Annotated in this window: 9 protein-coding genes; all 9 read right to left on the reverse strand. The window is 62.2% G+C overall.

The features are described from left to right. Window positions 1–109 (reverse strand): DUF1427 family protein (locus V7066_RS18295; protein WP_334184484.1); only part of this gene is annotated, 109 nt, incomplete at its 3' end. Window positions 110–407: 298 nt separating this feature from the next. After that, on the reverse strand, window positions 408–1,079 hold the full coding sequence (locus V7066_RS18300) for a hydrolase (protein ID WP_334184419.1): 672 nt from the start codon (window positions 1,077–1,079) through the stop codon (window positions 408–410). Window positions 1,080–1,428: 349 nt separating this feature from the next. After that, window positions 1,429–3,630 carry a TonB-dependent receptor gene (locus tag V7066_RS18305; protein ID WP_334184420.1) on the reverse strand — a complete coding sequence of 734 codons (2,202 nt, stop codon included), beginning with the start codon at window positions 3,628–3,630 and terminating at the stop codon, window positions 1,429–1,431. Between the two features lie 164 nt (window positions 3,631–3,794). Then, a complete protein-coding gene (locus V7066_RS18310) occupies window positions 3,795–4,274 on the reverse strand; it encodes a nuclear transport factor 2 family protein (RefSeq protein WP_334184421.1) in 480 nt (159 codons plus the stop codon). Between the two features lie 679 nt (window positions 4,275–4,953). Next, window positions 4,954–5,727: a TetR/AcrR family transcriptional regulator gene (locus V7066_RS18315; protein WP_334184422.1), complete on the reverse strand. Its 774-nt coding sequence runs from the start codon at window positions 5,725–5,727 to the stop codon at window positions 4,954–4,956. A gap of 552 nt (window positions 5,728–6,279) precedes the next feature. After that, window positions 6,280–7,404, reverse strand: coding sequence for an alkaline phosphatase (locus tag V7066_RS18320; protein WP_334184423.1), 1,125 nt, complete (start codon window positions 7,402–7,404; stop codon window positions 6,280–6,282). Further along, on the reverse strand, window positions 7,401–8,819 hold the full coding sequence (locus V7066_RS18325; RefSeq protein WP_334184424.1) for a sensor histidine kinase: 1,419 nt from the start codon (window positions 8,817–8,819) through the stop codon (window positions 7,401–7,403). Before V7066_RS18325 ends, V7066_RS18320 begins: the two co-directional genes overlap by 4 nt. Next, window positions 8,816–9,502: a response regulator transcription factor gene (locus V7066_RS18330; protein ID WP_334184425.1), complete on the reverse strand. Its 687-nt coding sequence runs from the start codon at window positions 9,500–9,502 to the stop codon at window positions 8,816–8,818. The genes V7066_RS18325 and V7066_RS18330 overlap by 4 nt, the downstream gene beginning before the upstream one ends. 55 nt (window positions 9,503–9,557) lie before the next feature. Next, window positions 9,558–12,524, reverse strand: coding sequence for a TonB-dependent receptor (locus V7066_RS18335; RefSeq protein WP_334184426.1), 2,967 nt, complete (start codon window positions 12,522–12,524; stop codon window positions 9,558–9,560). Window positions 12,525–12,602: the final 78 nt, after the last annotated feature.

Genomic DNA, 12,602 nt, shown 5'->3' on the forward strand with positions numbered 1-12,602 from the left:
GCAGCCCGATCAGGGCAATCATCGGCGGCGCCGGCGAACGAACGCCGAGGAGACTGTACACCACCCCCACCAGCAACCCGGCGGCTATCGAGAAAAGGTAGGCTTTCATGGCTGCGGGTTTCCTCGGACGTTCGTTTCCGCCTCTGTGAGACGAGAGAAATCTTTCCACTCTCAGCCTCGTCATTCTGAACTTGTTTCAGGATCCATCAAGCCGCTTGTGCTGTGCTGCACGTCCGCAAACCGAGAGTGCCGGTGGCGCAACGAGGTTCCGGTCGCAACTGCGTGATGGATCCTGAAACAAGTTCAGGATGACGGGACAAGGTTGGAATGGGGGGAAGGATGGGACCGGGAAGCCTGCGGTGAGGGCCGGTTGGGGGGAGTGTGGCTCCCCGGTCCCGAACTTCGGATCAGTGACCGCCTTCGGAGGCGCCGAACATGGTCTTGGCGTAGTTGATGCCGATGCCGTAGGCGCCACCCCACTTCCTGGCGATGCCGGTGGTGCTGTCGTAGGTCTCGGTGCGGGCCCAGTCGCGCTGCAGTTCGAGCAGGTACTGGAGCGAGGTCATCGGCACGGCGCCGAGCTGGATCATGCGCTCCACGGCGCGCTCATGCGCTTCGGTCGAGATGTCGCCGCAGGCGTCGGTGATCACGTAGGCTTCGAAGCCCTGGTCGATGGCCGAAGCGACCGGGCCGACGATGCAGACCGAGGTCCAGAGACCGGCGAAGACGATGCGCGGCTTGGCGATGCGGTTGATCTCGCAGATCACGGCTTCGTCTTCCCAGGTGTTCATCGAGGTACGGTCGAGCATTTCCTGGCCTTCGAAGGCTTCGGTGATCTCTTCGAACATCGGGCCGGAGAAGCTCTTCTCGGCAACCGTGGTGAGGATGGTGGGGACGTTGAACGACTTGGCGCCGCGCGAAATCAGGGCGGCGTTGTTACGCAGCAGCTCGGCCGAGATCGACTTGGTGGCGAACGCCATCTGCGACTGGAAGTCGATCAGCACAAGCGCGTGATTGTCAGGCGAGATCAGCGACTTGCCGGGGGTGGCAGTGGCGGTCGGGCTAGCGGTGGTCGTCATCGGTAAATCCTCCTGTTGTTGGGTGCATCAACCCGGTGGAAGTGATCTGGAGCAAATTTTCTGTTCCAAAAAGATGCATAAAATCGACAGAATACTTCGACTAAATCGAACATTCAAAAAGGGGGTGCAGTGCGACCAAACAGCTGTTTGGCTTGCCGGACGCTTATGACCCCACACAATGGGCGAGCGGAATCAACCAATCGTATATCCACTCGAATGGGGGTATTCGCCGGCTTCTGAAGGTGAACCTGTCGCTGCAGAGGGGGCAGTGATCGACGCTTGCCCCGGACATACAAAAACTCGCCATCAGCCGTTTCGGAGGCTGATGGCGAGATCGAGTATCGGATGCTCAGAACGCCAGACGCGCGTCGATTCCAATAGTCCTGGGCGTATTTACTGCGATCCTCGGGCGTCCCGCATACTGACCGATCAAGGGCGGAACATCCGCCAGATCGGCGGCCTCGTTCGTCAGGTTTTTCGCGAAGAGCGCAAGGTCGACGGTTTCGACGTGGATGCCAATTCGGGCATTCACGATGCTGTAGGACGGACGTGTCCGGGGAGTGTTGCGCGCATTGTAGCTGTCGCCAACATAGCCGTAATCCACGTGCAGAAAGCTTGGTCGGCCGGCGATGTCATGATCGATATCGAGGCCGGCATTCACCGTCCACTTCGGGACGTTCTGCACCCGAGAACCCACTTGCGCCGCGCGGGTGCCGTTGAGCCCGCCATTGTCGGTCACGACGGCGTTGATGTAGCCGCCGCCAAGCGAGATGTTGATGCCCTTGGCAGCCTGCCAACTGGCCTCAAGCTCGGCGCCGCGGTTGCGGGCAGCCCCGACGTTGATCGTTGCGGAGAAGCCGCAGGCACCGAGCCCGAGACGCTGCTGCAGATCCTTCCAATCGATTTGGAAGGCTGCAGCGTTGACGGTAAGTCGGCGATTGAGCCAGCTTGTTTTTGCGCCGAGCTCATAGCTCCACAGGTGATCCGACTTATAGCCCCGAGCCTTGTCTTCGGTCGTCCCAATTGCGGCAAAGCCCGCGTCGCAACGTCCCGCAGCGAAGGAGTTGACGCCGCCAACACGGTAGCCCTTCGCGGCGTTGGCATAGAGCATATGATCCGCGTCAAACGCATACTGAATGCCGAACTTTGGCGTGAAGCCGGATTCTTTCTGCACGCCCGTGTAAAGGCGATTGTCGCCGAGCAGGCCTTTCGACAGCGATGAGTAATCCACCTTGTTGTCGAAGTGTCGGACGCCCGCTGTAACGGCGAGGCGGTGTGTGATCTTCAGGTTGGCTTCGCCGAACACGGCAGCCTCGGTAACGGTGGAAGGGCGGTCCAGTTCGAACAGCAGCGGCGTGACCGGAAGCATGGCCTGTGCAGGAAACGCCGTCAGTGTCTTGCTGTTCTGGTAGAACAGCCCGGTGGTGATGTTCAGCGGTCCGCTGAATTTCGATGTGAAACGCAATTCCTGCGAGAAAATCTTGCTGCGACCGTAGGCGTAGAGATAGCCTGGAACCGGATCGGCGTTCTTGTTGTAGTTGGCATTGAGGAACTCGGAGCCGTCTTCAAGGTCCTCGTCGTGCTGGTCGAAGTAGGATGTCGCTGCGGTGATGTCGCCGAAGGGAAGCTCGTATCCGATCGTCAGTGTTCCCAGCTTCCAGTCGCTGCCTCCGGTTTCATTGATATCGAACAGGCGCCTGTTCACGGTGTTGCCGGCCTCGTAGTCGGCTTCGCTGCGTCCACCCCGTGTCGTTTTCTGATAGAGGAAGCGCGGGGTAATCGTCAGCCGTCCGTCATCCAGTGAAAGTAGTGCGGCGATCTGCCCGCCAGCGTAACTGGCATCGTTGAAATCGCGCCGGATCGGGAATTTCGCAGGAGCATTTGCAGATGGGGCGCGGTCGAGCCAGCCCGCGTCATGTTCTACGTAGGCGAGCGCCCGGATTGCGAATACTCCGGGCACGAGGGGGATGTTGATGACGCCATCGACCATCTCGTTCGGTGAGCCGGAGCCTGAAGTCCAGGAACCTTGGAGGTGGGCTTGTCCTTCGAAGCGGTCGAGGTCCGGCTGCTTCGTGATGTACCGGATCGTTCCTCCCATGGACCGTGCACCATAAAGGGTGCCTTGCGGGCCGCGCAGGACCTCGATGCGATCCAATTCGATGACGCGGGGATTGAGATTGGCGACCAACGGGGAGTCGTCAATGTAGAAGCCGGTTGTGCCGCTACCGCTCACACCCCGGATTTCCACGCTGGTTTGGAGGTCGGTACGGGTGCTGTCACCCGCCTGGAACGCCAGGTTGGGTATCCGATTGCCGTAATCCTGGATATCCTCGATGCCTTGGCGCTGGATCGTCGCACCGCCGATCGCCGAGATGCTGAGTGGTACGGATTGTACCCGCTGTTCGCGCCGTGTGGCCGTCACGACAATGTCCGTGGAGGCACCGACCTCAGTGGGCTTGTCAATCTCTTCTGCGTGTCCCGAACCTGCGGCTCCAAGCATGGCGAAAGTCATGGCCATCGCCGAAGCGCGATGGCCGAACGTCATTGTCATTTGGAAAATACCCCTGGATGGCTTGAACCTGACGCGCACGAGGTTTCGCTCCCCGGTGTGGAGAAGCGGTAATCCCTCGGTTGCGAATCAAACTGAATATGAGTTCATTTACGGTCGACTAATGGCACTTCTGTGTCACGCGCGTCCATCCGGGCGGGTTTCGCTCAGGGGTGATACGTTGGCTTGGGCGAGCTGTCGGGAATGGTTGCGGTGGCTGTACCTGGCGCGAGGGGGGTGCGTGTCGAGTCCACGAACTCGATACGCCAGTGGCCGTCCTGCAAGCGCAGAATTGCGGCTTCCAGCCACATCATGGGGACGGTTCCTGAAGCATCGGAGATCGAGCCTCGGTTCTTGTAGGTGATCGTGGCCAGATCGCCGGCAATATGCACCCGGGGCTCAGTGATCGACCAGGAGTAGCGGGTGCCGGTGTCATGCCGCCATTTGACGTATTTGAAAAGGTCGTCGGCGACCATCTCGTGTCCACCGTCAAAGGCGTAGAAGTTTGTCGCCAGCACGCGGTCGAGCGCCGGGCGGTCGTCCACGGCGAGGGCGTCAAACATCGCGCGCATGGTCTCGGCTACCGCGGTTGCCGACTTCGTCTCAGGCGCATGTTCGGCATGGACCGGCGTGGCCAGCAGACTCACCAGTAACCCGACACCTGCTATTATGTTTCGCAATCTATCCTCCATTGGTTTCCGGCGCGGAAAGGGAGTTGGCTGTACTCGATTCTCGCTTTTCGGGGTCAATATATGAACATAGATTCATTTCAAGCTGATGGCGGCCCCGCTGGCGGCCCAAGGTCCCACTCGACGGCTTGGTCGGTTGATGTATCGACGAGCGCCTGAAAGTGCCTTCGTGTGCAGGAGCGTGATTGCGCAGTTCTCCCGCAGCCGGGGATGTTCAGGGTACTGCCGGAAGGGTGGTTTTGCGCCGAGATTGCATAGACCCTTCATCGTCGGCGATCGGAAGGATGCTGGCACGAACTGGCTGCCACTGCCGTCGTGCCAGAGTTCTAGACACAGCGCGCCAACGGCAGGGACATTACTCGTCGGGTAACTCGGGATTTTTCCAGTGGCACGGGCCATTTTGGCCAGGGATGATCCCTGTTGGATGGCGGGTTTTCGGTTGGGGAGTGCATACCGTGCCGCATCAACTCGCCACGCGCATCATCTTCAGTTCGTGCGTCGGCGCGGCTAGGACGGGGTGGCCGCGATGCTGTAAAGGGCAAGCGCTGTGAGCATGTGCTTGGTTGGCGCACTAAGGAGAAGGCGTGTCATTGCGCAAATTCCCGTTTGGTTCGGGCGGTCGGTAAGGCGAGCCGGGTCAGTTTTCGCCGAGCCCCGGACTCAGTCCGGCAATGCCCTGAATAGTGATGAGTGACGGGTCGGGATCTACGCCGCAGAGCAACCTTTGGCGGCTGAACGCGAGCAATTCGGCCACCTTTTCATCGTTTGTCTCGTCGTCGGCGAATGCCGCGCCGAAAATGTTGTCGATGTAAATTCGGGCCATGATCTCGTCTGCAAAAGCCGTTGCGGCATGTCCGACGAATTCGGGAAATCCATCCGGTGTGCGTTTCGCGCTCATGGCCGCGGCGGAAAGCTCGGCCGCCCAGCGTGCTGAATATCGCAGCCACATGTCGTTGGCCCGTTCTTCCTGGCGCCGAAATGCAAACATGGCGCGGAAGAAAATTCGCCGTCGCCTGAATGCAGACACGATCTCGACGAACTCGGCCTTCATCTCCGTGAAAAGGCCGCTGCCAGTGCGACTGGTTGGGAGGGCGGGTTTGATGTCATGCTCCGCGAATCCTGCGAACACCTCAAGCATCAGGTCGGCGGTTGTCGGATAGTGCAGGTAGAAGGTGCCGACGGCGATCCCGGCGCCCTTCGTGGCGGCGACGATCGTGAGGGCGGAAATGTCTTCCGTGGAAAGGATCTCGAATGCGGCGCGAAGCAATTTTGCCCTCGTTCGGGCGCTTCGACCCGCGCCGTTGACGATCTGATCTTCCAGCAGAGCTAGATAGCGGTCGCCCATCGCGGAGCGCTCGGATGGCTGGGCGCTGTGGGTGGCAGTGTGAGGGGAGGCCTTCTTTTTCGACAAGTCTCATTCCCGGGACAAAGAACATCGATTCCTGCGCTATATTTATGAAATTATCGTCATATTTTCAAGCAATCAATCGCCGGGCATGGTGTAAAACCTTCCATTTTTGGAAAAGAAAATGGCGCAAACGGTGGACCTATGACATATGAAAATGCATTCATATTAATTGGTGTCCACCTATCAAATGAACGAGTAAGCAGCCGACCTCGACCGGAGGAGATCTCTTTCACGACAAGCGTAAGGATGGGGCTCGCGGGTGCCAACTCTGCCGCTTCCGAGGGTAAGCTGCAATGGCCGACGCGGCGGGAGCAAACCTGCTGGCGTTTAAGCGAAATGACGACAATTGGTCGCGACCTGACGGGGAAGCAGGGCATGAATACGGCGATAGCCATAGCCATAGCCATAGCGCACGCGGGTCGCCGCGATCTCCTTGATGCGGAAAAACCTGGCCTAGCACTATAGGCCGCCCGAGCGTTGACTGGGTCGCTGTATACTTCGCAGCGGTACGATGAGGAGGTCGCCGCAAATTGCAGCGACCTCGTTGCATCATAATCAGTTGTCCCGCTTCCATCCGAAGGCCGAAAGCATGATGTCGAACAGTCGGGTGTTCGGCATGAAGCCATGCACTTTGTCCGCACCAGGGCCGGTCGCGGCTACGATGACTTCCTCGCCCGTGTGACCGTCCTGCACGCTGATGACTTCGTTGGCGGCATTGGTCATGGCCGGCTTGGCGGTCTCGGCGTCGTACTGTTCCAGCAGCGGTGTCCCGCGCTTGCCGCCGTCCATCCGTAGGCCGAAGCTGTGGTCGGCGGTGAACAGGATCAGCGTGTCGTTGCCGGCGACTTGGCTGACGCGGCGGATCATGTCGTCCATTTCCTTGACATGGGCGAGGCCCTTCTTCGGGTCGTCGGTGTGCATGTCCCACTCGACCATCAGGAAGTAGCCCTTGGGGTTGCGCGCAAGCTGGGCGATCGTCGCTTCCACCGCCGGAATCGGCGCGAAGTCGGTATCGCGCAGCACGGCCACACGGGCGCTGTCGCGCACAATCGTCGGGTCTTCGCCATAGCGGTAGCCCGCCGCCTTGAAGGCTTTCTCCGGCGTGGTTTGCTGCGCGACAAAGGAGGTTGCGGCATCGGCGCGGCCCTTGCCGATCAGGATGTCCACGCCGTCACCGAAACGGGGCTTGAGCATCTGGCGGAAGATCTCGTCCTTGTTCTTGCGGGCACCGACGTGAGCGAAGGTCGCCGCGGGCGTCGCGTCCCAGATCTTCATATTCGTCATGACCCCGGTGGAGAGGCCGCGCTCCTCGGCATATTCGAGCAGGCTCTTGACCGGGACGACCGCGCCGCCGGTTCCCGAGGGAATGGCCGAGACCATAGCGTTGTTGGTCTTGTGGCCGGTCATGATCGCGGTCATCCCCGCACCCGAATCCGTCACCCACTGGTTGAGCGAGGACGTGTCCGACAGGCCGACGTAAGGCATCGTGTGGATGTACAGCGACTGCGGCGCGTCATTGGCAAGGATGCCGCCCGCGTTGAGCGTGGGCAGGCCGCCCGCATCGCCTAGAAACAGGATCACGTTGCGCGCTTCCTGTGCCATGGCGCTGCCCGAGGCGCTGGACAGGAGGAGAGCGGCGAGCCCCGCGAGGGCGCGGCGTGTCTTGGGAGATAGGGTCATTCGGATGCTCCTTGATGATCGGATGAAGACGCAGGAAGGCGCGAAAGGATCAGCCGGGCGCGCAGGCCGGGGTGGTTGTCCTCCAGTTCCAGCCGTCCGCCGTGCAGCGAGGCCACCGCACTCGCCAGGCTGAGGCCGAGGCCCGTGCCCGGGGTGCTGCGCGAAGCGTCGAGGCGGCCGAACTTGCGCATCGCCTCGTCGCGGCGCGATGCGGGGATGCCGCTTGCGCGATCGGAGACGCAGATCTGCGCCTCGGCATCGACGGCTTCGGCCTCCAGCGCGATCAATCCGCCCGCCGCGCCGTACTTCAGCGCATTGTCGATGAGGTTCGCCAGCGCGCGCGCCACCAAGGCGCGGTTGCCGTGCAGTTCCAGGCAGGGCGGGCAGGCGACGGTGATCGTCACGCCCCCGGCGGCGGCCAGCGGCTGGTAGATCTCGCCAAGGTCGGCCAGCATTGCGCCAAGGTCGAACGGTTCGAACGTGCCGCGCCCCACCCCGGCTTCGGCACGGCTGATCTCCAGTGCGCTTTCCAGCATGTGCAGGACGATGCCGACTTCGTGCGCGATCGCCTCGAACCGGGCGAGACCGGCCGGATCGGGTGCCGCCGCCAGTGCCTCGGTGACCTGGATGTGGATGCGAGTGAGCGGAGAGCGCAAGTCGTGGGCCAAGGCGTCGGTGAGGGTGCGATGTTCCTCCACCAGCACTTCGATCCGGTCGAGCATGGCGTTCAGCGAAGTCTTGAGCCGGTCCACCGGATCGCCGCTGCCGTCCGTCTCGGCACGGCGGCGCAAGTCCCCGGCGCCGACATGCTCGCCCACGGTGGCGATCGTCTCGACCATACGGTTCATCTCGCGCACCAGCACGATGCTGCCGAGCAGGCCGATCGGGATCGCCAGCGCCAGCGCGCCGGCAAGACCCCGCAGCAGCGCCAGCTGCATATGGATGCGGTTATCGAGCAGGCCGCCCAGCAGCAGTCGCTCGCCGGTGGGATAGCGGGTCGTCAGGACGAGAAACTCTTCCGGCCTGGCGCGGTCCTGCCGGTGCAGCAGGCCGGTTCGCCACGTCTCGGGTGCGCCGATGCCCTGGGGCCAGGCCAGGACATTGCCCGCGAGCTTTCGGCCCCATGCATCGACGAGCAGAATGGCGGTGTCGTCCTTGTAATCCGGCCCCGACCGGTCCGCGACCGCCTTGCCGAGGTTGGGAATACCGCCTCGTTTATAGTGGCTGAGCAGATGGCTCTGCTCGTGCTCCAGCGGGCGCTGGAAGTTCGACAGGAGGATGCGGTCGGTTTCGAAATAGACGTAGAGCAGCGCGGGCACGGTGCATGCGAAGCACAGCGCCAGGTACAGCAGCAGGAACTTGCCTGCCGTGGACCGCCAGGGCGCGCGTCGGCGGAGGAGGGCGGCGAAGTTCACCGCGGCGTCCCCAGCCTGTATCCGGCACCGCGAACGGTGCGGAGCAAAGGCACCAGACCCGGTCGGTCGACTTCCTTGCGCAAGTTGCTGACGTAGACGTCGATGACATTGGTGCCGGGATCGAAATCGTAGTTCCACACTTTCTGGAAGATCATCGAGCGGGTGACGACCTTTCCCTGGTTGCGCATCAGGAATTCGAGAAGCTGGATCGCCCGCGGTTGCAACATCAGCACATGTCCGGCGCGCTCGGCACGGGAAGCGAGCAGGTCCAGCGTGAGGTCTTCGCAGGCAAGCCGGGTCACGACGGCCGGTGCTGTGGCACGGCGCCGATGGAACACTTCCAGACGGGCCAGCAGTTCGGGCATGGCGAAGGGCTTGACCAGATAGTCGTCCGATCCGGCGCGCAAGCCCCGGACGCGCTCGTCGGTGGAGCCGATGGCGGAAAGGATGATGACCGGCGTGTCGCAGCCCTGCGCGCGCAGCGTCTCCAGCAGGGTCAGGCCATCGAGGCCGGGCAGCATCCGGTCGAGCACGATCCCGTCCAGTTCGTCCGACTGCGCCAGTTCCAGCCCGTGCAGGCCGTCCGCCGCGCGTTGGACGCGGTAGCCCTCCTGTTCGAGGCCGGAGGCCAGGAAGTCTGCGGTGGCGGGGTCGTCCTCGACGACCAGGATGGTCCTGTTCATGCTGCTCCGGTCTGCGGGAAGGAGGCACCCAGCGGGCGCCTCCCTCGTTTTACGCTCAGAAGTTGACGCGCACACCGGCAAGGTAGCGGCGACCGAACGTCTCGTGTTCGATCGGGCGCGAATAGACGCCCTGATAACGGATACCCGCCTCGTTGGTGAGGTTGTTGGCATCGAGATAAAGCTGGACGTTCTCGTTGATCGAGTAGCGCAGCGAAGCGTCGAGACGCGCCACGTTGGCCCAGTAGGCATCGCCGATGATGTCGCCGTCGCCCAGCGAGTCGAGGTAGGCCTTCTGCCACTGGTAGCTGACGCGGGCCGAGAAGCCGTAACGCTCGTAGTAACCCGAGACGTTGTAGATCAGCGGCGAGGCGCCCGGCAGATCGGTGGTGCGGCCGTCCGGCGTGGTCGCCTTGGAGTCGTTGAGCGTCAGGTTGGCCTGAACGCCGAAGCCCTGCGCCCAGTCGGGCAGGCCGGCTGCACGGGCAAGGCCTTCGAACGGCTGCGAGAACGCGAACTCGACGCCGGTGATATGGCCGCCGCCGCCGTTGGCGACAGTGGAGTAGCGATAGTCCGAACGGTCCACGCCCGCCGAGTTGAGAACGTCGGAACCGAACGAGGTCAGCTCGACGTCGTAGAGAATGTTCTTCAGGTCCTTGTAGTAGCCGCCGACCGAGAAGAACCCGCGCGAGGGCATGTACCACTCGAAGTAGAGATCCACGCCCTTGGCGCGTTCCGGCTTGGCCTTGGGATTGCCGCCCGAGACCACCTGCTCGACGTCGTTGTACGAGAAGTTCGGGCGCATCTGGTCATAGTCGGGACGGGCGGCGCCGGTGTTCCCCGACAGGCGCAGCTTCATGTCGCGATTGATGTCCCAGTTGATGTGGATGCTGGGATAGACCGAGGTGAAGCTGTTGGAGACGTGGGTGGGCGTCCAGGCATTGTCCACCAGGGACAGGGCCGAGCCGGTGTTGGTGATCCGCTCTATGCGGGCGCCGTAGACGATATTGCCCCAGTCGAAATAGCTGGTGCCCATCGCGTAACCGGCGATGACTTCCTCGGTCACGCGGTAGTTGTTCTTCTCGCTGGTGTCCTTCTGGATCTGCGCGGCACCGGCGGCGACGTACTTGTCGAACAGTGCCTCACCCAGTTCGCTGGAGAAGTATTTCCAGCCGTAGCCCATCGGCAGCTTGCCCTTGTAGGGAGTGTCGATGCTGATGTCCGCCTGGGTGGGGTTCGTCAGACCCGCGGCGGCGAGCGTCGCCGGGGTCACTTCCAGCACGGAGCGGGTCGAGGTCTTGACGCGCTTGTCGTACTCGCCGCCGAACTGGAACACGGTCTCGGCACCGAACAGATCGAGGTTGTGCTCGATGTCCAGCTTCGCGGTATAGGCATTGGTGCGATCGAGCTGGCGGTTGCGCGTCATCGACAGGAAATTCAGCTCGGTTGGCGAGATGAACGGGCGCGATGCACCGGCGCTATAGGTGCCGTTCGAATTGAGCACGGTGTCGTAGAGCTGGATCTTCGACAGGTTCGGGTCGGTGAAATCGTAGACCAGCGTGGGACGCTTGGTGAAATCGCTCGGGCTGGCCCACGACGACTGGAACGGCGGCTTGCTGCGGTCATCGGCGCGGGTGTAGTTCAGGCGCCACTTGACCTTCCACGAGTCCATCTCGTGCTCGCCCGCCAGGGTATTGGTGAAGATGCTCTGGCGCGAGGAGCTGGAGTTCAGCGTGCTCTCGATCTCGGCACCGTAGAGGGTGCCCTGCATCGGCGTGTTGCCGGTGCGGATATCGGCATAGCCGGTGGTCTTGCCCACCGTGCTGCTGCCGGTCTTCTTGGCGTCCTGATCGAGGTCGAAGACCCAGGCGTTGCGCAGTTCATCATCGCGGAACTGGCTGTAGATCGAGGACAGGAACACCTTGTTGTCGCTGTCCGGGCGCCATTCGAGGCGGCCGGAGAATGAGGTGTTGCTGCGCTTCAGGCGATAGAGCTTGTTCTGTGTCTTGGCGTTCCAGATGCGGTCCTCGCCGCCCGGCTGCTGGTCTTCCGGTGAGATTTCCCAGGAGTTCTCGAAGTTGTCGGTCACCATGTCGCGCTCATAGCGCGAGGCGCCGACGAGGATGCCGAGCGTGTCGTTCGCGAAGCGGTCTGACAGGAAACCGCTGAGGTTGTACTGCTTGCCCTGGCCCAGGTCGTTGTAGCCGTAGCCCGCGTCCAGCGCACCCTTCAGGCCGGGATAGTCGAACGGGCTGCGCGTGACGATGTTGATGTTGCCCGCCACGGTTTCGCCCGGCATGTCGGCCGTCACGGCCTTGCGGATGATCGTCTGGCTGGCGATCGATGAGGGGATCGTGTCGAAGCGGGTCTCGCGTCCGGCCGGGCTGATGACGTTGACGCCGTCGAAAGCCATCGTCGTCCAGCTTGCCGGTGAGCCACGCAAGCTGATGTAGCGTTCCTGCCCCTGATCTCGCCCGACGCTGACGCCCGGCAGGCGGCTGACGGCGGCGGCGATGTTCTGGTCGGGGAAGCGTCCTGCACTGTCAGCGGCGATGACATCGACCAGCGAGGTGGACGAGCGCTTGATCTGGAGCGCGGCTTCTTCCGATTCCGCGATCGGGCGGCTGCCGCTGACCACGATGTCGTTCGCAGCGTCCACCGCACGAGGCTTGAGGGCGACGCGCAGGTCGGCGGCACCGGCTTCGACCGCCTGATGGCCGGTCTCATAGCCGATATAGGCAATGCTCAGCTGCTGGGTGCCCGCGGGCACGCGCTGGAGCGTGAAGCGGCCGTCGCTGTCGGTTACGCCGACGATGTCCGAGCCGTCCACACGCACTTCGGCGCCGCGCAGGAAATCTCCCGCACCGTTCACAACTACGCCCGAAATGCGGCCCTCTGCACGCACGGCGGTTTCCGACTGGGCCTGCGCGGGTGCGAAGGTCAGCGACAGGCTTGAAACGGCGACGGCCGCAATGGCGACGTGCAGACGCAGACGGTTCTTCGAATTGCTCAGGAAAATCGACATGACAAATAGCCCCCTTGTTCGCAATTCAAATAATTGCGAATTTCCAATATGCTGAGTTATTCGTGAAGGCATTTCCCG

This window comes from Novosphingobium sp. (assembly GCF_036820275.1).
In the GTDB taxonomy this organism is placed as follows: Bacteria; Pseudomonadota; Alphaproteobacteria; order Sphingomonadales; family Sphingomonadaceae; genus Novosphingobium.